The following is a 20,233-nucleotide window of genomic DNA, read 5'->3' as shown; positions in this document are numbered from 1 at the left end:
GTCCGTTTTGATCGGACGGGCTTTTTGGTGGGTATCATGGTTGAACGATCTTGAGGAGGTTTTCCCTACATGGAATTGTTTGAGCCGATTCTTCATTTCTTTGAGCAGCGGTGGGTCCACAACATCATCTGGGCTGGCATCTTGGCGATAGGCACCGCCGTCGCCGCCAAAGTCGTTTCCAAGACGCTGCGTCACCTGCTCAACCGCGACGATAACCCGCTTCCGGCATCGAGTATCTTCATCAACATTGCGCGCGCCGTCATCTGGATGATCGGCGGCAGTTTTATCCTCGACAACTGCTTTGGCATTAACGCAAACGCGCTCGTCGCCGCTCTTGGCGTCGGCGGCATTGCCATCTCGCTCGGCTTTCAGGACACGCTGTCGAACCTTATCGGCGGCATGCAGGTGACCTTTATGGGCATCATCAAGCCCGGCGACAATATCGAGGTCGGCGGCGTGTCGGGCGTGGTACAGGACATCACCTGGCGCCACACGACCATCGAGGATGCCAACGGGCAGACCATCATTGTGCCCAACTCCAACATCTCCAAGGACACGCTCGTGCATCTGATGCCCTTTGGGCGCGTGGCCGTGCCCGTTGCCGTAAAGGACACGTCTAAATGGGCTTCCCTTGACGCGCTGGCAGACGAGCTGACCAGCGCCACCAAGGCCGCCGTGCTTCCCATCTCGGGCTTTGACCAGGAGCCCTACGTGCTCTTTAGCGAAATCGGCGACTTTGGCATCAAGGGCAAGATCATCTTTATCGTCAGTGACGACAGCACCACACTCACCGCTGCCGACGCCTGCATCCGCGCTATCGCTCCCATCATCGCCTAAAGCACCACAAAGGGGACAGTGAACTGCCTCCCATTTCTTTGACATCGGAAAATGGGAGGTTTTCATTCGTGGTACCATAGTTCATACAGTTGTTTAAACGACTAAGGGAGCAAACTATGGAAGAGGCCTACCGTCAAGCACGCAAGCGCGGCGAGCAAGGACGTCGACGCGCCATTAGCCAAAGCGAGCATCCATACCTTACGGACCTCGACAGTTTGGTTGCCCAGCTCCCTCTAGGTCAGCGAGAGAATGTCGGCCTGCGGGATATTCCGCTCGAAATGGTTGTCGGCACGGTTACCAAGGGCCGTCAGTCCGCCTTTTCATGCAACTTTATGCCCCTGCTGCCGTTTAGCACCGAGTTCGCCCGCAAGTGGTCCAACCTCTACGACATTCAGGTAACCGAGGGCTATCGCGACCCCATCATCGTCACCGAGTTCATGCATCGGTTCTATGTCCAGGAAGGCAACAAGCGCGTCAGCGTCCTCAAATTCCTGGACGCCCCGACGGTTTCGGCCAAGGTCACCCGCCTCTACCCCGGCAAATGGGATTCCGTCGAAAGTCGCCTGTACGGCGAGTTCTGCGCGTTTTGGCGCGTCTGCCCCCTATACGAGATCGAGTTCTCGCGCGAAGGAAGCTACGAAACGCTCGCCAAGATGCTCGGTCAGAACCTTATCGAAAAATGGCCCCAGAAAAAGGTCGACTACCTGCGCCACACCTTCCTACTCTTTAAGCGCGCCTACCTTCGCGCGGGCGGCGACCACCTGGACATTACGCCCGCCGACGCCATGCTCGTCTACCTCAATGTGTACAACCAGGACCGCCTGCTGGATACGCCGACGGATATCGTCGTAAACCGCCTGTGCAAGATCTGGCGCGAGCTGGTCATTGCCGGGAAAAGTGACGAGGACAAGGTCAATCTTGTCGAAGCGCCAAACGTCGATGAGGAGGAGTCGCCCGCCAAGTCCACCTCCGGCATGCTCAACTTCTTTATGGGCAAGACCGTCTATTCGGCGGCCAACCCCCTGCGCATCGCCTTTATCCATGAATTCACCTGTGCGACGTCGAGCTGGGACAGCCTGCACGACCAAGGGCGTCAGTATCTCGATGAGCATTTTGGCGGTATCGTGCGCACCGAGGCGTTTGAGGACTGTCACGATCCGGACGTGTTCTATGCCGCCGTGGAAACGGCTGTCAAACATGGAGCTAACGTCATCTTCTCGACCTCGCACCGCCTGATGGAATACACGCTCAGGGCTGCCGTTGAATATCCCCGGGTTCTGTTCCTTAACTGCTCCATCGGCCTTCCCCACCAAAGCGTCCGTTCGTACTTTGGCAAGATGTACGAGGCCAAGTTTCTCCTGGGCGCCCTTGCCGCCAGCATGGCGGACAACCACCGCATCGGTTACCACGCGTCGGTCTTCGCCTCGGGCGCACTCAGCGAGATCAATGCCTTTGCGATTGGCGCCTCGCTGCTCGACCCCCGTGCGCAAATTATCCTAACCTGGGGCGATGTGCCCGCCGGAGGCCTTGCCGAGGCCATGCGTCGCGAAGGTGTGAGCGTCATGACCGGCGCCGACATGTCAAAGTCGCTCGAAGACCCCACGGCCTACGGACTCCACCGTCTGGTCGATGGCAAGGTCGTCGGCATCGCCATGCCGGTGTGGAACTGGGGCCGATACTACGAGCTTATCGTGCGAAGTCTGCTGCATGGCACCTGGGACGAGACCAGTGACGACAGCCAGGTCCGCGCCGTCAACTACTGGTATGGCATGAGCTCGGGCGTTATCGACATTCGCTACGCTCCGGGCCTGCCCTATCAGACGCGCAAGCTTGTTCAGCTCCTCCGCAATGGCATCGTCGAGGGCTCCATCAATCCATTTGGCGGCGAGCTCCATAGCCAAGACGGCGTGGTGCAGATTGAGGGCTTTCCCCCACTGCCGAGCACGCAAATCGTCGAGATGGACTGGCTGGCCGACAACGTGGTGGGCACCATTCCGCAGCCCGACGATGAGCCGAAGGTCCGTGCTCTATGAAAATCCTTGCCATAGCCGATACCGAAGAACGATGCCTATGGGAGTGCTTTCGCAAGGAACGCTTTGAGGGTGTCGACCTAATTTTGTCCGCTGGCGATCTGGACCCGGACTATCTTGAGTTTTTGGTTACGGTCATCAACAGACCGCTCATCTATGTGCGTGGCAATCACGATGACCGCTACGCGCGTCATGCACCGGGCGGCTGCATCTGTGTCGAAGACACCGTATACGTGTATCGCGGCGTCCGCATTGCGGGGCTTGGCGGCTCCATGCGCTATCGAGATGGCGCTAACATGTACACCGAGCGCGAGATGGCCAAGCGCGTGCGCAAGCTGTCCCGCAAAGTGAGGATGGTCGGCGGCTGCGACATCTTGCTCACCCATGCGCCCGCCGCCGGCATGGGCGATCTGGACGATCTGCCGCATCGGGGATTCGAATGCTTTAACACAGCGCTCCAGACATGGAATCCCGACTACATGGTGTACGGGCATGTGCACCAATGCTATGTTCGCGACTTTCAACGCGAACGCCAGCACGCATGCGGGACGACGATTATCAACGCCTGCGGCTATACGCAGTTTGAGCTGGACGAGGCGCGCTACCCCATCCGTGGATGGCAGGCAGCCTGGCTCAATTCGCAAACCATGCGCCGCGAGCTCAAGCGCCACGAGGCAATCGAGTCCTCAACCGCCAGAACCCCCTGGTAACCACCACAAAGGGGACAAGCACCTTTGTGGTGGTTCCGGACATCTCGACGCTACAGCGCGGCGATGACCTTATCGCCCATCTGGGTCGTGCCGAGGATCTTATCGGCAGGGGTGCTGGCATCGGCGATGTCGCGGGTACGCCAGCCTTCGTCAAGCACACGTGCCACGGCATTTTCGATCCAAGCAGCCTGCTCACCCATGTCGAGCGCGTACGTGAGCAGCATTGCCGCCGACAGGATCTGCGCGAGCGGGTTAGCGATACCGAGCCCCGCGATGTCGGGCGCGCTGCCGGCGCTCGGCTCAAACAGCGACACACCATCGCCCAGCGAAGCCGAGGCAAGCATGCCGAGCGATCCGGTAATCTGCGCCGCCTCGTCGGAGAGAATGTCGCCGAACATGTTCTCCGTAACTACGACGTCAAAGTCGGCCGGTCGGTTAATGAGCTGCATGGCGGCGTTGTCGACGAGCAGGTCCTCAAGCTCTACATCTGGATACTCCTCGTCATGCACGCGATGCACGACCTCACGCCACATGCGGCTCGTCTCCAATACATTGCGCTTATCCACGCTTGTCACCTTGCCGCGGCGCTTGCGAGCTGCCTCGAACGCCTGGCGGGCGATGCGCTCAACTTCGTACTCGCGGTACTCCATTACGTCAACCGCGCGCTGGCCAGCCACACCGTCGGTGCCCGCACCGCCCTCGTCATAAAAGCGCTCGTGCTTGCCAAAGTAAATGCCACCGGTAAGTTCGCGGACGAGTACCATGTCAACGCCCTTGATGACTTCGGGTCGAAGCGTCGATGCGCTGGCAAGTGCGTCGTAGATTTTTACAGGGCGAAGGTTGGTATAGAGGCCGAGTTCTTTGCGGATACGCAGCAAGCCTTGCTCGGGGCGCGGGGCCGCCGGATCGGTCGAATCCCACTTTGGGCCACCGACGGATGCCAACAGCACGGCGTCCGACGCCTTTGCCGCCACAAGAGTTTCATCGGGCAGCGGATTGCCGCACGCATCGATCGCCGCGCCACCAATCAGGTGATCCTCAAAGGCAAACTCTACGCCGGCGCGCTTGCCCACGGCAGCCAGCACCTTCTTACCCTCGGCAATAACCTCGGGCCCAATGCCGTCACCAGGAAGACAGCAGATCTTATAGGTCTTCTTCACGTTGCAGCTCCAGCTCTCGCTACTCGGCCCGTTTGCAAACGGATTATCCAGCTTGACCGTCATAATCGCTTACGCCTCCTGACCCTTTGCCGCGACAATCTTGGCACGCGTGCGCGCAACCAAACCGCCGGCCTCGATAATCTCGGCAATAAATGGCGGGAACGGCTCAGCTGTAAAAGTCTCGCCAGTACGCTCGTTGGTGATGACACCCGCATCGGTATCGACCTTCACGGTATCGCCGGCACAAATCGCATCGACAGCTTCGGGGCACTCCATAATGGGCAGGCCCACGTTAATGGCATTGCGATAGAAGATGCGTGCGAAGCTCTTGGCAATAACACACGACACCCCTGCAGCCTTAATGGCAACCGGGGCATGCTCACGCGAAGAACCGCAACCAAAGTTCTCCTCAGCCACAATGATGTCACCGGGCCTCACGGCAGAGGCAAACGCGGGATCAATATCCTCCATAGCATGCGCCGCCAAGTGCGCATGATCCGACGAGTTCAAATACCGAGCAGGAATGATGACATCCGTATCAACGTCACGACCATATCGAAAAACTGAACCTTCAAAGTTCATATCATTCTCCGTTCAAACATGGAATGCGGGGGATTTGATATTTACTTACTTACTCGGACAGTCCTGCTCGCACGGAGAGCACATTAAGTGCTCTCCGGCTCGTGCGGAACTCGACGCAAGCAAATATCAAATCCCTCGTTCGCGTTTCGGCTACAAAAAAGCTAATGGAAAGTTAGCGTTCGCCTTCGGCGAACAAAAAGGTGCCAGGACTGTCCGCAGTAGCGAGCAAAGGTCGAAGGACCCCGTAGCCCCTACAGGTCAGACGGCAAGCATATGTGCCCCGCCACGGCAGAAGCAGCCGCCACGGCCGGCGAGGCCAGATAGACCTCGGACGTGGGGTCGCCCATACGGCCGACAAAGTTGCGGTTGGTCGTAGAAACGCAACGCTCCCCTGCCGCCAAGATGCCCATGTAGCCGCCCAGGCACGGACCGCACGTGGGCGTGGAGAACACACAGTTGGCATCTAGGAAAATGTCGGTCAATCCCTCCTTCATGCACTGGCGGAAGACCGCCTGGGTCGCCGGAATCACGATGCAACGCACCCCGTCGGCAACCTTATGGCCGCGCATGACTTCGGCCGCAGCACGCATATCCTCGATACGTCCGTTGGTGCACGAGCCGATTACCGCCTGGTCGATCATGATGTGACGGCTCTCGCTCACCGGATGGGTGTTGCTGGGCAGATGCGGCCACGATACACACGGCTTAATGTCGGCCGCGTCAATGGCAATAACCTGGGCATACTCGGCGTCTGGATCGGCGTGATACTCAACGTAATCACGTTCGCAGCGCCCCTTGAGCCAGGCGCGGGCAACATCATCGACCTCGATAATGCCCGCCTTGCCGCCCGCTTCGATCGCCATGTTCGAAATTGTCATGCGACCTTCCATCGACAGGCCCTCGATGGTGCTGCCGGCAAACTCCATGGCCTGGTACAGGGCACCGTCCACGCCGATCATGCCGATAATGTGCAGGATGATGTCCTTGGCGGTGGCACCGTCCTCAAGCTCGCCGTTAATCTCAAAGCGAATCGTCGGCGGCACCTTAAACCATGCGCGCCCCGTGGCAATGCCCACGCCGGCGTCTGTTGAGCCCACACCGGTCGAAAACGCACCCAAGGCGCCATACGTACAGGTATGCGAGTCAGCACCGATAATCAGATCGCCCGGCACCACCACGCCGCGCTCGGGCAGCAGGGCATGCTCAATGCCCGCGCAACCTTGCTCGTAATAGTGCGTCACATGCTGCTCGTGCGCAAAATCTCGCATCTTTTTGGTCTGCTCGGCGCTCTTGATGTCCTTGTTGGGCGCATAGTGATCGGGCACCAGGCAAATGCGATCGCGATCGAACACCTCGGTGGCACCCAGCTCACGAAAGACATCGATTGCAATGGGCGCGGTAATGTCGTTGGCGAGCACGATGTCCAGGTCGCATTCGACCAGCTGGCCCGGCTTTACCTCGTCCAGGCCTGCGTGTGCCGCCAAAATTTTCTCTGCTACGGTCATGGGACGTGCCATGTGATTCCCCTCTCAAGCGGGCTTTGCCCTGCCGAATATCGTTACTTGCCCGCCTTGGAACGGTTGGTCTGAATCATGCGGTTAATAGCGTTGATGTAAGCCTTGGCCGAGCTCACGATAATGTCGGTATCCGCGCCGCGGCCGGTGTAGATCTTGCCGTCCTCGGCGGTGATGCGCACCGTCACCTCACCGATGGCGTCGATGCCACGCGTGATGGCTTTAACGTTGAACTCCGTCAGCTCGCCATGGGCAGAGATGGCCTTGTCGACCGCCTTGTAGGCCGCATCAACCGGACCAGTACCCGTCGAGCAAACCACCCGTGTCGCGCCGTCCTCGTCCGTGATGGTTGCCGTGGCCGTAGGAATAAGCGGGTCGCCGCAGGAAACCTGGAGCGCGTCGAGGGTGTAGATCGCCTTGACCTCGCGCTGGCGCTCCTGAATCATCGACTCCAGGTCCTCGTCAAATACTTCCTTCTTTTGATCTGCAATCTCCAAGAAGCGCTGGTAGATCGACTCGAATTCCTCATCGCCAAACGTATAACCCAGCTCGGCGAGACGATGGCGCAGTGCCGCATGGCCCGAACGTGCCGAAAGGATAATCTCGGATCCCGCTGCACCCACGTCCTTGGGATCGATAATCTCGTAGGTGTCACGCGCCTTGAGCACGCCATCCTGGTGAATACCCGAGCTGTGGGCAAACGCATTAGCGCCCACAATGGACTTGTTGGGCTGCACGTTGATACCAGTAATTGAACTGACGAGCTTGGATGCGCGCGTAAGCTCGGTCGTCACGATATCGGTATGTGCATCCAGATCCTGCTCGTGCATCCTCATGGCCATGACGACCTCCTCGAGCGCCGTGTTGCCCGCTCGCTCGCCCAAGCCGTTGACGGTGCACTCGATCTGCGTCGCGCCATTGCGGACCGCCTCGAGTGCAAGGGCTGTGGCCATGCCCAGATCGTTATGCGTGTGGACCGAAATCGTAACGTCCTCGATTCCAGCCACGCGCTCGCGCAGATCGCGAATACGCGCACCAAACTCCCAAGGCATGTTATAGCCCGTGGTGTCCGGAATATTCACGACCGTAGCGCCGGCCTTGATCGCTGCCTCGATAATGCGGACCAGGAACTCCTGATCGGAGCGGCCCGCATCCTCGGCATAAAACTCGACATCGTCGACAAACTTACGAGCGTGCTTTACGGCGTGAATAGCGCGCTCGATAGCCTCATCCTCGGTCATATGGAGCTTGTCACGCAGATGGCTGGGGCTCACACCCAGACCGGTATGGATGCGGGGCCTCTGAGCCGTCTTGAGGGCTTCTGCGGCCACTTCGATATCCTTATCGACCGCACGGGTGAGGCCACATACCGTACAGCGATCCCCCGCAATCTTGCCGATCTCCTGCACGCTGCGGAAGTCGCCGGGGCTCGAAATAGGAAATCCCGCCTCGATCACGTCGACATTCATACGTACCAGCTGGCGCGCAATGACGAGCTTTTCCTCAGTATTCATGCTGGCACCGGGAGACTGCTCCCCGTCACGAAGCGTTGTGTCGAAGATTGCGATTTTGCGGCTCATGATTTCCTCCTGACCGGCTAAAGATACAGTTGGCTTTCAGGAGAGATGGAGTGCCTCAAGATAGAATAATACCCGTGTCGCTCATCACGCCCAAAAGCGGCGGAAGATAGCGCACCCGGGTACAACTAATCGTTATAGCGAAATTACAACCCTAGCGCGCTATCCAATCTAGTAGCGCTAGGCCTAGGAGCTGCTGTTTGTTATAGAACATGTCTGGCTCCTTTCAGCCTCGGGTATTCACTACACTAGGTTAAAGTGTAACACAGGCAAAACGACGCGCAACGGGGATTTTGAACCAAAACCACCACAAAGGCGCCTATCTCCTTCGTGTTGGTTTTGGCCCGAAACAGCAAGGAACCCGGTCCTGCACGAGACAGAACCAGGTTCCTTTAGCAATGCTTGCTTTGCTCAGGCAGTAACTAGAAGTTACTCAGCCAGGAAGTCACGCTGGACAGCGGGATCGACCTTGACGCCAGGGCCCATGGTGGAAGACACAGAGATGGACTTGACGTACTTGCCCTTAGCAGAAGAGGGCTTGACGCGCAGGATCTCGGTGTACAGGGCAGCGTAGTTCTCAACGAGCTGCTGCTCAGAGAAGGACTTCTTGCCCAGGGGCACGTGGCAGATGCCATAACGGTCGGCGCGATACTCAACGCGGCCGGCCTTGAGCTCGGAGACCATCTTGGCGACGTCCATGGTCACGGTGCCGAGCTTGGGGTTCGGCATGAGGCCACGGGGACCAAGGATCTTACCGATGCGGCCAACCTTGGCCATCATGTTCGGCGTAGCGATAGCGGCGTCGAAGTTGATCTCGCCCTTCTGGATCTGGGCGACGAGCTCGTCGGAACCGATGATGTCGGCGCCGGCAGCCTCGGCCTCGCGGGCCTTCTCGCCCTCGGCGAAGACGGCAACACGAACGGTCTTGCCGGTGCCGTGGGGCAGGGAGATGGAACCACGGATGTTCTGGTCAGCCTTACGAGTATCGATGCCCAGACGGAAGTGGGCCTCGACGGTCTCGTCGAACTTGGCGGTGTCGAGCTCCTTGATGAGCTTGGCAGCCTGAAGGGGGGTGTAGAGCGTGGCGCGGTCGACCTTCTCGGCAGCGGCGTTATAGCTCTTACCATGCTTAGCCATGTGCATTACCTCCTGTGGTTAAACGGGCGTGAGCCCTCCCACATCGTATCGTGTGCCCTATTGCACACATTTAACGGGCGCCCCGGTCGGAGCACCCGTCGTTACCTAGAAAAACGCTACTCAGCGATGGTGACGCCCATGGAACGGGCGGTACCGGCGATGATCTTCTTGGCGGCGTCAATGTCGTTGGCATTGAGGTCCGGCATCTTGATCTCGGCGATCTTGGTGAGCTGCTCCTGAGAGAGCTGGCCAACCTTGTCGGCCTGGGGCTTAGCGGAACCAGACTTGAGGTTCAGCTCCTTCTTGATGAGGTGAGCCGCCGGCGGAGTCTTGGTGATGAAGGAGAAGGACTTATCCTCGTAGACAGAAATCTCAACGGGGATAATGTCGCCCTTCTTGTCCTGCGTCTCGGCGTTAAAGGCCTGGCAGAACTGCATGATGTTCACGCCAGCAGCGCCCAGGGCGGGGCCGACGGGAGGAGCGGGGTTAGCGGCACCAGCAGGAATCTGGAGCTTAATGACGTTGGCAACCTTCTTCTCAGCCATGGTCATTCCTTTCGAATCACGAGTGTGAAGTACTTGCTATATCGTAAGCACGCACGTGTTAGAAGCACTCCTGAGATGAGCAGTCACAGAAGAAGCACGCTCGCGCGAACGGACGAAAACTTAAGCGATGACAGCGACCTGGTTAAAGTCAAGCTCGACCGGCGTCTCGCGGCCAAAGATCATCAGCGTGACCTTGAGCTTGCCTGCCTCGGCGTTAACCTCGGAGACCTTGCCATCAAAGTCGGTAAGCGGGCCATCGGTGACGCGGACGGACGTACCAACCTCAATATCAACCGACGTACGCTTGGTCGAATCGCCCTTACCGGGACGACGAGTCATCTTATTGTACTCGTCGCGGGAAAGCGGAGCGGGCTTGCCGTTGCCGCCCAGGAAACCGGTGACGCCAGGCGTGTTGCGAACACACGTCCATGCATCGTCATCCATCTCCATGCGAACCAGGACATAACCCGGGAAGATCTTAGAATCCTTGGTCTCGCGCTTGCCACCCTCTTTGATCTCGGTGACGCGCTCCATAGGAATCTCAATATCAAAGATACGATCCTGCATGCCCATGGTCTCGATGCGATGCTCGAGATCGGACTTAACGCGGTTCTCGTATCCAGAGTAAGTGTGGACGACGTACCAACGCTTAGACATGGTTTAGCCCCTCAATCCAGAGAACAGAGCAAGAGCCTCGCCAAAGCCAGCATCGAGCAGAGCGATGACGACGCCGACGACGATCAGAGAAGCGCAAACGACGACCGAGTAGTTCACGAGCTCCTTCTTATCGGGCCACGTGACACGCTTCATCTCGGACTTCACCGAAGCAAAATACTTCTTGGTGCGGGCGAAGAAACCGGGCTTCTCGTTCTTCTTGGACTTCGCAGCCTTCTCGCTCTTCTTGGCAACGGCCTTCTTGGCCTCAACCTTGGAGTTGGCGGCAGCTTTGTTGGCAGGCGCCTGCTGCTGTGCCTTCTTCTTGTTCTTCTTGTTGGCCATTTGGGTTACCTCCGCGCAATGCGCTTATACATGAGTAAACCGTAAGCCCCCAAATGGGAGCTTACGGAATAATGACTGGCACGCCAGGAAGGACTCGAACCCTCAACACTCGGTTTTGGAGACCGATGCTCTACCAATTGAACTACTGGCGTATGTGACTAGAGACTAGCGAGTCTCTTTGTGCAGCGTGTGGTGACGGCACCAGGGGCAATACTTCTTGATCTCCATACGATCAGGCATGTTCGCCTTGTTCTTAGTGGTCGTATAGTTGCGGCGCTTGCACTCAGTGCACGCAAGAGTAACTAGAGTACGCATGTATCCTGAACCTTTCATATCCGCCCCGTACGGGCACGAGTTGGTACTTTATCAGCTCTACGTAAGTGCTGTCAATGAAAACCTCGCATCAATTGGTTCTCGGTAGATCCATTCATATTTGGAACACATCAATGGAGCCAACGAGATCTAATCGATTCCTCACGCTCAACTTAAGAGCGAGCTAAGCGTAATCATCAGGCAAAAAGACCCACGTAGAAAAGAACCCGGCACCCATATAAGTGCCGGGTTCTCTAAGTCAGCTGTATCAGAGAGCTAATTTACTCAATGATCGTGGAGACAATGCCCGAACCGACGGTGTGGCCACCCTCGCGGATAGCGAAGCGCAGGCCCTCCTCCATAGCGATCGGGTGAATGAGGTCGCCCTCGATGGTGATGTGGTCACCAGGCATAGCCATCTCGGTGCCCTCGGGGAGCTTGACCGTACCGGTAACGTCGGTGGTACGGAAGTAGAACTGAGGACGATAACCATCGAAGAACGGGGTGTGACGGCCGCCCTCCTCCTTGGTCAGAACGTAGATCTCACCGGTGAACTTGGTGTGCGGGGTAACCGAACCGGGCTTGCAGAGAACCTGGCCGCGCTCGATGTCCTCGCGCTTGATGCCGCGGAGCAGCAGACCGACGTTGTCGCCAGCCTCGCAGAAGTCCATGGACTTACGGAACATCTCGATACCGGTAACGACGGTGTTCTGGGTATCCTTGATGCCGACGATCTCGACAGGCTCGTTGAGCTTGAGCTCACCGCGCTCGACACGGCCGGTAGCAACGGTACCACGGCCGGAGATGGTCATAACGTCCTCAACGGCCATCAGGAACGGGAGGTCGTTGTCACGAGCAGGCGTCGGGATGTACTCGTCGACGGCAGACATGAGCTCGCGAATGGCGTCCATCCACTTGGCGTCGCCCTCGAGAGCGCCCAGAGCGGAACCACGGATGACGGGGATGTCGTCGCCGGGGAACTCGTACTCGGAAAGGAGCTCACGGGTCTCCATCTCGACGAGGTCGATGAGCTCGTCATCGTCGACCATGTCGCACTTGTTCAGGAAGACGACGATGTAGGGAACGCCGACCTGACGGGCGAGCAGGATGTGCTCGCGGGTCTGAGCCATGGGGCCGTCGGTAGCGGCGATGACCAGGATAGCGCCGTCCATCTGAGCAGCACCGGAGATCATGTTCTTGACGTAGTCAGCGTGGCCCGGGCAGTCAACGTGAGCGTAGTGACGGGCAGCAGTCTCGTACTCGACGTGGGAGACGGAGATCGTAATGCCGCGCTCGCGCTCCTCGGGAGCCTTGTCGATGTTCTCGAACGCAGTGAAGTCAGCCTTGCAGCCCTCGGTCTCGGAGAGAACCTTGGTGATGGCAGCGGTCAGCGTGGTCTTGCCGTGGTCGACGTGACCAATGGTGCCGATGTTAACATGCGGCTTAGTGCGCTCAAACTTCTCTTTGGCCATAAAGCCCTCCTCTAAACAGGTCGTCCCCGGACGGGACTATGCCTTTATACCATAGTGGCCTCTCAACATACTATTGAGAAGCCACCGTGTTACCTATGGTAGCGGTGACTGGATTCGAACCAGTGACGCCACGGGTATGAACCGTGTGCTCTAACCAACTGAGCTACACCGCCGGATGGAGCCTGCAACCAGACTTGAACTGGTGACCTCTTCGTTACCAACGAAGTGCTCTACCGACTGAGCTATACAGGCACTTGACGGGTGGGAGCTATAGGATTCGAACCTATGTAGGCAGAGCCAACGGGTTTACAGCCCGTCCCCATTAACCACTCGGGCAAACTCCCAATCGTTCAAGTATCCGCAGGTTCTTTGGTCTTTTGGGCCTCCGCCCCCGCGAACGAAAAAGATAATACGATGCAACCTTGGGGGCTGTCAACGAAAACCTCTAAATACACGGTGCCGGGCGTATCTATATACCTTTGACCTGCGGTTTTGCTGAATTTAGATATGAAGGACGGTGGATTTGGCTGCGCTGGCGACATTTCCCGAGGGAACACTTTGGTGTGGTGGAGTACGCTTGCGGCATCGACTTTCGATAACGATCTCGTGCGTCCGAATATCCTCGCTCAACCAGGATGACTGGGACCGGTCCGGCCTTTGTCTCGATCTGTAACATTTAGAGAAAATTTTCTCCCCTATCTGTTACAGATCGAGATGTTTCCCTGGCGGTTTCCCATTTATCTAAATCTGTAACAACAAGAACGGTTTTCCTTCCCTAGTTGTTACAGATTGAGACACTTCTCAGCTCGCCCCCAAACTGTCTAAATCTGTAACAACTGGGAGCTGAATGCTCGTCCTCGTGTTACAGATCGAGACAAACCTGAAGCTTGGTGGGAGTCAAACCCGCTTACATATCGACATAAATAGAAACGGACCCTGTCCCACAAGGAACAGAGCCCGAAACTCTCATGGAGCCAGTGACAGGAATCGAACCTGCAACCCACTGATTACAAATCAGTTGCGCTACCGTTGCGCCACACTGGCACACTTGGCGCTTTCGCGCGAAGCTAGATAAGAATAAAGGAATTAGAGGCACGGCGCAACAGGTCTGCGACACGACATGCGCACGTGATGCACGTTTAGCCTGTTTAATTAACCCGGCATATTCATTCCGCACTGATAACTGTATCAAAGCGCACAGACTTTTATGAAAGCGCCTAATAGCAGCGTGCGCGCTGAACAGTGATTACGGCAACACCGCCGCACAAACGGTAATTTTATAATCTGCTTGTCGGGAACTAGCAAAAGGAGATTTGCCATGCTGCAAACACAACCCATGTCTCGCAAGGCCTTCGTTGCCACCGGCATCGGTGCACTTCTGACCCTCGCAGGCTGCCAACAGCGCGCATCCAATTCAGAGCCCAAGGAGACAGAGGGCGAAAACACCCAGGAATCCAAAGAGACTGAGGGTGAAGCAGAACCCAAAGACGTCTTCACGATAAGCGGTGTTGAACGTGGTGAGGACGATGATTACGGTTACTGGGAAATGTATGTCACCGTCGTGAACAACAGCAAGGAACCCCAGCAGTTCCTTGGTTTCCACATCGACGAGCTAGATATGGACGGAAACATCATCGACTCCTACATGTCCTATAACAAGAACGCTGCCTACACCACTGTGGAACCCGGGCAGTCCTATACGATCGACCTCACCGAGGCCGTCGATGACAACGTCGCCGGCATGCAGAGTCGTTACTGCGAGTATGGGGACGAGGACGACCCCACGCGCAGCGATTACAGCACACCGTATAAGCAGATGTTCTAAGAAAGAAGATCAGCCGTGAACGATATCGACTCAACTCCACTCGGCCAGTTCCGAAAGAAGACCGTCATCACGACCCTGGCGCTCATCGTCATCTCGGTGGTATTCGTCATTATTGCCGTATCAGTCCAGTCGGATGCACAGAGCAACTACTCAGAGTACCTGCGTATTACGTCAACGTACGAATTTCTCGACGGGAGCGACTACCTGGATAAATACAACAACGCGACCTCAACCGCCACATTTTGTATAGGAGTATCCGCACTGGCAATTTCCGCTGCCGTCGTTTCTGGCATCGCATGGATCGGAACGAATCTCCTCATTGCCAATAAGCGCACCATCCTCGCAGTCCAGAAGGCAATTGACACGCCTATGGAGCTCGAAGCCTGTACCGGCGCCGTAGATGCCCCCATTGGTTCAAGCATTACGTTCCAAGAGGAGGGAGACACGCTCGTAGCCACTAACCTTGTGGGCGAGCCGGTCGGCGCCCTCAACAAGGAGTTCGCTGATCGAATCAAAGCGGCGGAACAAAATGAAACTGCCAAGGCGTATGTCACCTCATACCGCGGCAACCATCCCGTAATCGAGGTCACAGCGAACGCATAGACGTTACTCTCCGGGGCGAGCTTCGGCTTGCCCCTTTCTTTTACGTAATTACCCGCATCGCTCACCATCTTAGCCAGATAAAAAGTCTGCATGTTATCTGGACAGCTTCAACAACCGTGCCAAGCAATCAACCCCCTTGTCCGCTAAGAAGCTACCGTGCGTTGCGGTTGATCTTCCGCAGGCATTTAAAATGCGTAATTCTCTACAATCGTTCAGCCAAAAGCCCATTCATTTCAGCCATTTCGACCTCAATTTCAAAACTATTCGTCAGAACGAATAGTATTAATTACAATAGAATAGATAAAACTATTCGTTCTGGCGAAGGGTTTCGCGATGTTGACCACGAAGGAAGCTGCAGAGCTACTCGACATCACCCCGCGCAGGGTGCAAGAGCTCATAAAAAACGGAGCACTTGAGGCACGCAAGGCTTCTGGTGTATGGCTCATCGACAAAGGCAGCGTCAACGCACGACTCCGCTCCGTGACCAAAACGGGGGGACGCCCCCGTCGAGGCCATGGAAAAAGCGAGATTACGTTTACCCTCATGAACCGCACGCACGAAGTCGCCCAGCTGGTCTACAGCACATCGCGAAAAGACTTTACCCACATCGGTGCCGACATCGATTACGCTCACGCCCCTATTGGAGTACTTGGCCCCAATAATCCCGTGTCGCTCGACTCTTTCCGCATTTGGTGGCGAGGCCGCGGTATCCCGCTCGCGCGCATTGGGCTTGCATCCCTGTTGGCAGAAGCAGCAGTCGATGTTCCCGACGAACTCATCCAGCGAAATCTCGGCCTCTCCCTATCCGACCAGTATTGGATTAGACCCCAAGATTCCGGTCTCGCGTGGGAGGATATTAACTTCTTCAATAATGCTTTTGACGACGTCTCTCTGTCCATCGCACCCTTCGCCCCAGAGGGCAAAGCAGCCGCCGCAAAGCCCGATAACACCTCGGACGGCAACCTTCAGAAGTATTGGACATGCGAGGGCGGGCGTCGAATTCTGCATAAGGCAGGAGCGCACCTGAACCAAGAACCATATAACGAGCTGGTAGCGACCGCGCTCCATCGTCGCATCCTAAACGCCTGCGATTATGTGCCTTACTCGCTCGAGGGCACGGGCACTTCCGCCCTGAGCAAATGCGATGTCTTCTTAACTGATGAAGAAGAGTATGTCCCTGCGTTTTATGTAAACCAGTACGCAAACGCAGATGAAAGACTAACCGACTACGAGCGATATGTAGCAAACTGCGAGAAGCTCGGGGTAACAGGCGTCAAGGATGCCCTTGACCGCATGATCGTGTGCGACGACATCATCGCCAACTATGATCGTCATTGGCGTAACTTTGGCCTTGTGCGAAACGTCAACACGCTAGCCTGCAGACCTGCCCCCATCTTCGATTCGGGCTCATCGCTCTGGTGCAACGTTTCTCTAGAGGAGCTTAAGGCAGGGGAGCACAGTTTTACCAGCGCGCAGTTTCATTCAAGCCCCGCGAAACAAATGCTGCTCGTCGAGGATATGAGCTGGTTTGACGACGACAAGCTCGAGGGTTTCGTTGACGAGGCAATCGAAATCCTATCCAAAAACGACGCTCTTACAGCAAGACTGCCTTATCTAAAAGAGGCGCTAACATGGCGCCTCGAAAGAATGATCGACATCGCTGAATGGAGTTAGCGAAACAGTATCGCCCCGCCAACTCCCCTACCTCCCGCGCAGGGCCTTGAGCTTGGCCAGTGCCTCGGGGCTCAGGCGACTGCCCAGAGTCATCTTGATCTGCGGAGCTTCCTCTGCCTCGCGGACGTCGTTATCGATCTGTTTGATCTCGTCCACCAGCATGCGGCTCGAGATGCGCGTAACGCCCTTGCCCATGACGACGGCTTGAATTGTGCCGTCACTCGATACCACGGAGCACGCGCGGCCTTCCTCGCGCGCCTCGATGCAGAGCTTTTGTACCACGGTATCGGCCGATACGCCCGTCGGCGAAAACTCGATGCGCACGCCGCGAGCCGGCAAGTTGGGACGCTCGCTAGAGATATTGCCAGCGCCGTCAAACACAATTACGGCCTCGTAGCGGCCCTGGGCAAAGGCGGCGACGTCGTTGATAAGGGCGGTGCGCGCCATATCGTGAACGTCGCTGGAATACGGATCGTCGGAATGGTCGTACACGAGCTTTTCGTAGCGCGGCGTGCAGTGGATCACGTTGTAGCCGTCGACCACCAGCAGCTCGGGCTTATTGGAGTGCACCGTGGAGACCGGGTCGGCGATAGCCTGCGCAAACGCATTGCCGCCCACGCCGTAGGTCGCGGCCGAGACAATCGGCTTGGCCGAGCCTTCGCCAAAGCGCTTGGCCTTAGACTTGGCGCGGTTCTTCTTGGACATGCGCTACTCCTCCCCCATGAGCTCGCCGGCGTTGCGACGTAGCCACTCAAAGCACAGTGCCGTCGTTGCCTGGGCAACGTTGAGGCTCTCGGTCATGCCACGCTGAGGAAGCTTGGTCAAAAAGTCGCATTTCTCGAGCACCAGGCGCGAGATGCCGTCGCCCTCGGAACCCATGACGAGCGCCACGCGGCCCTCGAAGGGAGCATCCCAGCAACTGCCCTCGGCGTGCTCGGAGGCGCCGCCCACCCAAAAGCCAGCGGCCTTAAGATCGTCGAGCGCACGGGCAATGTTAGGGACCTGCGCGATAGGCAAATGCATGACGGCGCCGGCGGAGGTCTTGTAGCTACCAACGGTCACGCCGGCAGCGCGCTTGTTGGCAATAATGACGCCCGCGGCGCCTACAACCTCGGCAGAGCGCACGATAGCGCCAAAGTTACCGTCGTCGGTCACGTGGTCGAGCACCACGACAAGTGCCGGACCCTCGCCCGCACGGTCGAGGATATCGGCGACATCCGCATAAGGGAAGTTACCCACCTCGAGCGCAATACCCTGGTGAGCGCCATGGCTCGACAGCGCATCGAGCTGCGCGCGTGGCACGTACTTAATGCGGACACCCGCGGCGTTGAGGTCATCGACCAGACGAGACAGGGCGGCATCGCGCTCCCCGCCCTCGGCAATGAGCGCGCACTTGATGGGAAAACCGGTGCGCAGCGCCTCGGCGGCAGCGCGACGGCCTTCGATAAACTCGCCCTTGGGAGCCTGGACAGCGTCGCGGCTGCGATCGCGCTGCGGACGCGCAGCTTGGGTGCGATCGCGCTGGCCCTTGGAAGCGGCAGCGCGGTCATTTCGGCGAATCGGACGCGAGCCAGAAGCGGCCTGCTTGCCGCCACGAGGCGCACGCTTGCGATTGTCGGCCATAGGACGGCCTCCTAAATACAACTACCAAACGAAACAAATAGACCGACCGCCCGAGGTGCGGCAGATTGCCTTGAAAGAAGAGGGCATAGACCTTGGGGCCATGCCCGACGATTGAAAGGCAGGTGCCGTGGCTCGGGCGGTCGGGTGCTTGGGAAACCCGCAGGGGTTAGAGGGATTTGATACGGGTGCCGGCAGCGGTATCTTCAATCGTCAGGCCCAAGTCCTTGAGTTGATCGCGGATGGCATCTGCCAAGTCCCAGTTCTTGGCGGCACGGGCCTCGGCGCGAGCCTCGAGAATCTTGGCAGCGGCCTCGTCCACGTCGTCACCAGTGTAGGCAACCAAGCCGGCAGCAACGCCCAAAAGGCCCAGCGGCAGCTCGACCTTGGGCTCGGGAAGCTCAACGCCAAACGTATCGAGCAGCTCGACCAGCGTATCGGCGGCAGCAAGAGCCGCGGCCTTGTCGGCAGCGTCGCCCGCCTGCTCCAGATACTGATTGCACTCGGTGACAAAACCAAAGACGGCGCCCATGGCACCGGCGGTGTTAAAGTCGTCGTCCATGCACTCCTTAAAGGCGGCACGGGTCTCGGCAGCCTTGGCGGCAAACGCCTCAGATGCTGCCTCATCGGCATCGGCCGTCGCATGGTTCGCGGCCCAGCGCAGGTTCTCGACCGTACCGGCGATACGCGTGAGCGAATTCTCGGCACCCTCCAGGCGCTCCCAGGAAAAGTCGAGCGGCGAGCGATAGCTCGTCTGCAGCATCAGCAGGCGCAGGGCGGCAGCGGAGTGCTGCTCGAGCACCTCGGCCAGCGTAAAGAAGTTACCAAGCGACTTGGACATCTTCTCGCCGTCGACCAGCAGCATGCCCGTGTGCATCCAGGTGTTGGAGAAGCCCTGGTGCCAGGCGCAGGCAGCCTGGGCGCACTCGTTCTCGTGATGCGGGAAGGCAAGGTCGGAACCACCGCCGTGAATGTCGATCGGGGTACCCAGGTAGCGGTGCACCATGGCGGCGCACTCGGTGTGCCAACCGGGACGGCCCTCGCCCCAGGGGCTCGGCCAGCTGGGCTCGCCGGGCTTGGCGGCCTTCCACAGCGCAAAGTCGAGCGGGTCGTTCTTGTCCTCGTTCTCCTCGATGCGCGCACCCACCATAAGGTCGTCGATGTTGCGGCCCGAGACCTGACCGTAGTTGGGATCGCTGCGCACGGAAAAGTACACGTCGCCGTTATCGGCGGCGTAAGCGTGGCCCTGCTCGATGAGCGCCTTGATCATGGCAATCATGGGGCCGATCTCCTTGGTGGCGCGGGGGCGCACATCGGGATCGAGCACGTTGGCAGCGCGCATGACGCCAATAAACTTATCCGAGAACTCCGTCGCGACCTCGGCGGCCGTACGGCCCTGCTCGTTGGCACGCTTGATGATCTTGTCGTCGACATCGGTGAGGTTCTGGGCGAACGTGACCTCGTAGCCGCTCGCGATGAGCCAGCGTCGAATCACATCGAAGCTGATGAACGTGCGTGCGTTGCCGATGTGGATGTTGTCGTAAACCGTGGGGCCGCACACGTACATGCGGACCTTGCCGGGCTCGATGGGCTGGAACTCTTCCTTTTTATGGGTAGCGCTGTTGTAGATACGCAT

Annotated in this window: 19 protein-coding genes and 5 tRNA genes; 6 read left to right on the top strand and 18 right to left on the bottom strand. The window is 57.8% G+C overall.

What is annotated here, in order from left to right; translation table 11 throughout:
- The first annotated feature begins 69 nt into the window (after positions 1-69).
- The 3 genes from FYJ40_RS01345 to FYJ40_RS01335 all read left to right on the top strand — a co-directional run bounded on the left by FYJ40_RS01345 (position 70) and on the right by FYJ40_RS01335 (position 3,577).
- On the top strand, positions 70-837 hold the full coding sequence (locus FYJ40_RS01345) for a mechanosensitive ion channel family protein (RefSeq protein ID WP_154514738.1): 768 nt from the start codon (positions 70-72) through the stop codon (positions 835-837).
- A 116-nt stretch (positions 838-953) separates the two neighbouring features.
- Complete coding sequence (locus tag FYJ40_RS01340; protein ID WP_154514740.1) at positions 954-2,870, top strand: BMP family ABC transporter substrate-binding protein; 1,917 nt, start codon at positions 954-956, stop codon at positions 2,868-2,870.
- Positions 2,867-3,577: a metallophosphoesterase family protein gene (locus FYJ40_RS01335; protein WP_154514742.1), complete on the top strand. Its 711-nt coding sequence runs from the start codon at positions 2,867-2,869 to the stop codon at positions 3,575-3,577. Before FYJ40_RS01340 ends, FYJ40_RS01335 begins: the two co-directional genes overlap by 4 nt.
- A 50-nt stretch (positions 3,578-3,627) precedes the next feature.
- On the opposite strand, the gene leuB is transcribed toward FYJ40_RS01335, so the two are convergent.
- The 15 genes from leuB to FYJ40_RS01260 all read right to left on the bottom strand — a co-directional run bounded on the left by leuB (position 3,628) and on the right by FYJ40_RS01260 (position 13,919).
- Positions 3,628-4,737: a 3-isopropylmalate dehydrogenase gene (gene leuB, locus FYJ40_RS01330; RefSeq protein ID WP_370450534.1), complete on the bottom strand. Its 1,110-nt coding sequence runs from the start codon at positions 4,735-4,737 to the stop codon at positions 3,628-3,630.
- Between the two features lie 69 nt (positions 4,738-4,806).
- The gene (locus FYJ40_RS01325; protein ID WP_154514746.1) at positions 4,807-5,319 is read right to left on the bottom strand and encodes a 3-isopropylmalate dehydratase small subunit; all 513 of its coding nucleotides are present in this window, start codon (positions 5,317-5,319) and stop codon (positions 4,807-4,809) included.
- Between the two features lie 251 nt (positions 5,320-5,570).
- The gene (gene leuC, locus FYJ40_RS01320; protein WP_195838496.1) at positions 5,571-6,836 is read right to left on the bottom strand and encodes a 3-isopropylmalate dehydratase large subunit; all 1,266 of its coding nucleotides are present in this window, start codon (positions 6,834-6,836) and stop codon (positions 5,571-5,573) included.
- A 41-nt stretch (positions 6,837-6,877) separates the two neighbouring features.
- Positions 6,878-8,413: a 2-isopropylmalate synthase gene (locus tag FYJ40_RS01315; RefSeq protein ID WP_154514748.1), complete on the bottom strand. Its 1,536-nt coding sequence runs from the start codon at positions 8,411-8,413 to the stop codon at positions 6,878-6,880.
- Positions 8,414-8,839: 426 nt separating this feature from the next.
- Positions 8,840-9,547 carry a 50S ribosomal protein L1 gene (rplA, locus tag FYJ40_RS01310; protein WP_154514750.1) on the bottom strand — a complete coding sequence of 236 codons (708 nt, stop codon included), beginning with the start codon at positions 9,545-9,547 and terminating at the stop codon, positions 8,840-8,842.
- 116 nt (positions 9,548-9,663) lie between these two features.
- Positions 9,664-10,092, bottom strand: a complete 429-nt coding sequence (rplK, locus tag FYJ40_RS01305; protein ID WP_022093893.1) for a 50S ribosomal protein L11 — start codon at positions 10,090-10,092, stop codon at positions 9,664-9,666.
- Positions 10,093-10,212: 120 nt separating this feature from the next.
- Positions 10,213-10,749 (bottom strand): transcription termination/antitermination protein NusG, encoded by a 537-nt coding sequence (gene nusG, locus FYJ40_RS01300; protein WP_154514752.1) that lies wholly within the window; start codon positions 10,747-10,749, stop codon positions 10,213-10,215.
- A gap of 3 nt (positions 10,750-10,752) precedes the next feature.
- Positions 10,753-11,091 carry a preprotein translocase subunit SecE gene (gene secE, locus FYJ40_RS01295; RefSeq protein WP_154514754.1) on the bottom strand — a complete coding sequence of 113 codons (339 nt, stop codon included), beginning with the start codon at positions 11,089-11,091 and terminating at the stop codon, positions 10,753-10,755.
- A gap of 76 nt (positions 11,092-11,167) precedes the next feature.
- A tRNA-Trp gene (locus FYJ40_RS01290) sits at positions 11,168-11,243 on the bottom strand.
- Between the two features lie 13 nt (positions 11,244-11,256).
- Complete coding sequence (rpmG, locus tag FYJ40_RS01285) at positions 11,257-11,406, bottom strand: 50S ribosomal protein L33 (protein ID WP_102372646.1); 150 nt, start codon at positions 11,404-11,406, stop codon at positions 11,257-11,259.
- A gap of 278 nt (positions 11,407-11,684) precedes the next feature.
- Positions 11,685-12,875 (bottom strand): elongation factor Tu, encoded by a 1,191-nt coding sequence (tuf, locus tag FYJ40_RS01280; protein ID WP_154514756.1) that lies wholly within the window; start codon positions 12,873-12,875, stop codon positions 11,685-11,687.
- A gap of 96 nt (positions 12,876-12,971) precedes the next feature.
- Positions 12,972-13,048, bottom strand: a tRNA-Met gene (locus FYJ40_RS01275).
- A gap of 3 nt (positions 13,049-13,051) precedes the next feature.
- A tRNA-Thr gene (locus FYJ40_RS01270) sits at positions 13,052-13,127 on the bottom strand.
- Between the two features lie 10 nt (positions 13,128-13,137).
- Positions 13,138-13,219, bottom strand: a tRNA-Tyr gene (locus FYJ40_RS01265).
- 625 nt (positions 13,220-13,844) lie between these two features.
- Positions 13,845-13,919: transfer RNA gene (locus FYJ40_RS01260), tRNA-Thr, on the bottom strand.
- 274 nt (positions 13,920-14,193) lie between these two features.
- Here FYJ40_RS01260 and FYJ40_RS01255 point away from each other — a divergent pair.
- The 3 genes from FYJ40_RS01255 to FYJ40_RS01245 all read left to right on the top strand — a co-directional run bounded on the left by FYJ40_RS01255 (position 14,194) and on the right by FYJ40_RS01245 (position 16,977).
- Complete coding sequence (locus FYJ40_RS01255) at positions 14,194-14,700, top strand: hypothetical protein (RefSeq protein ID WP_154514758.1); 507 nt, start codon at positions 14,194-14,196, stop codon at positions 14,698-14,700.
- Between the two features lie 15 nt (positions 14,701-14,715).
- Positions 14,716-15,303: a hypothetical protein gene (locus FYJ40_RS01250; protein ID WP_154514760.1), complete on the top strand. Its 588-nt coding sequence runs from the start codon at positions 14,716-14,718 to the stop codon at positions 15,301-15,303.
- 333 nt (positions 15,304-15,636) lie between these two features.
- Positions 15,637-16,977 (top strand): DNA-binding protein, encoded by a 1,341-nt coding sequence (locus FYJ40_RS01245; RefSeq protein ID WP_154514762.1) that lies wholly within the window; start codon positions 15,637-15,639, stop codon positions 16,975-16,977.
- Between the two features lie 27 nt (positions 16,978-17,004).
- Here the strand turns inward: FYJ40_RS01245 and FYJ40_RS01240 are convergent, their stop codons facing one another.
- The 3 genes from FYJ40_RS01240 to cysS form a co-directional block, all read right to left on the bottom strand.
- A complete protein-coding gene (locus FYJ40_RS01240) occupies positions 17,005-17,682 on the bottom strand; it encodes an NYN domain-containing protein (RefSeq protein WP_154514764.1) in 678 nt (225 codons plus the stop codon).
- A gap of 3 nt (positions 17,683-17,685) precedes the next feature.
- Positions 17,686-18,600, bottom strand: a complete 915-nt coding sequence (gene rlmB / locus FYJ40_RS01235) for a 23S rRNA (guanosine(2251)-2'-O)-methyltransferase RlmB (protein ID WP_154514766.1) — start codon at positions 18,598-18,600, stop codon at positions 17,686-17,688.
- 166 nt (positions 18,601-18,766) lie between these two features.
- Entirely contained in the window at positions 18,767-20,233 is a 1,467-nt protein-coding gene (gene cysS / locus FYJ40_RS01230; protein WP_154514768.1) for a cysteine--tRNA ligase, read from the bottom strand.

Source organism: Collinsella sp. WCA1-178-WT-3 (M1), assembly GCF_009696325.1.
Lineage (GTDB): Bacteria > Actinomycetota > Coriobacteriia > Coriobacteriales > Coriobacteriaceae > Collinsella.
Note: the sequence above shows the minus strand (reverse complement) of the source record. Positions and strands in the feature narration are given on the sequence as shown.

What these genes read in the sequence shown, in the direction of transcription:
- FYJ40_RS01345 (WP_154514738.1), top strand. Translation starts at nt 70, where the DNA reads ATGGAATTGTTTGAGCCGATTCTTCATTTCTTTGAGCAGCGGTGGGTC.
- FYJ40_RS01340 (WP_154514740.1), top strand. Translation starts at nt 954, where the DNA reads ATGGAAGAGGCCTACCGTCAAGCACGCAAGCGCGGCGAGCAAGGACGT.
- FYJ40_RS01335 (WP_154514742.1), top strand. Translation starts at nt 2,867, where the DNA reads ATGAAAATCCTTGCCATAGCCGATACCGAAGAACGATGCCTATGGGAG.
- FYJ40_RS01325 (WP_154514746.1), bottom strand. Translation starts at nt 5,319, where the DNA reads ATGAACTTTGAAGGTTCAGTTTTTCGATATGGTCGTGACGTTGATACG.
- leuC (WP_195838496.1), bottom strand. Translation starts at nt 6,836, where the DNA reads ATGGCACGTCCCATGACCGTAGCAGAGAAAATTTTGGCGGCACACGCA.
- FYJ40_RS01315 (WP_154514748.1), bottom strand. Translation starts at nt 8,413, where the DNA reads ATGAGCCGCAAAATCGCAATCTTCGACACAACGCTTCGTGACGGGGAG.
- rplA (WP_154514750.1), bottom strand. Translation starts at nt 9,547, where the DNA reads ATGGCTAAGCATGGTAAGAGCTATAACGCCGCTGCCGAGAAGGTCGAC.
- rplK (WP_022093893.1), bottom strand. Translation starts at nt 10,092, where the DNA reads ATGGCTGAGAAGAAGGTTGCCAACGTCATTAAGCTCCAGATTCCTGCT.
- nusG (WP_154514752.1), bottom strand. Translation starts at nt 10,749, where the DNA reads ATGTCTAAGCGTTGGTACGTCGTCCACACTTACTCTGGATACGAGAAC.
- secE (WP_154514754.1), bottom strand. Translation starts at nt 11,091, where the DNA reads ATGGCCAACAAGAAGAACAAGAAGAAGGCACAGCAGCAGGCGCCTGCC.
- rpmG (WP_102372646.1), bottom strand. Translation starts at nt 11,406, where the DNA reads ATGCGTACTCTAGTTACTCTTGCGTGCACTGAGTGCAAGCGCCGCAAC.
- tuf (WP_154514756.1), bottom strand. Translation starts at nt 12,875, where the DNA reads ATGGCCAAAGAGAAGTTTGAGCGCACTAAGCCGCATGTTAACATCGGC.
- FYJ40_RS01255 (WP_154514758.1), top strand. Translation starts at nt 14,194, where the DNA reads ATGCTGCAAACACAACCCATGTCTCGCAAGGCCTTCGTTGCCACCGGC.
- FYJ40_RS01245 (WP_154514762.1), top strand. Translation starts at nt 15,637, where the DNA reads ATGTTGACCACGAAGGAAGCTGCAGAGCTACTCGACATCACCCCGCGC.
- FYJ40_RS01240 (WP_154514764.1), bottom strand. Translation starts at nt 17,682, where the DNA reads ATGTCCAAGAAGAACCGCGCCAAGTCTAAGGCCAAGCGCTTTGGCGAA.
- rlmB (WP_154514766.1), bottom strand. Translation starts at nt 18,600, where the DNA reads ATGGCCGACAATCGCAAGCGTGCGCCTCGTGGCGGCAAGCAGGCCGCT.
- cysS (WP_154514768.1), bottom strand. Translation starts at nt 20,233, where the DNA reads ATGCGTATCTACAACAGCGCTACCCATAAAAAGGAAGAGTTCCAGCCC.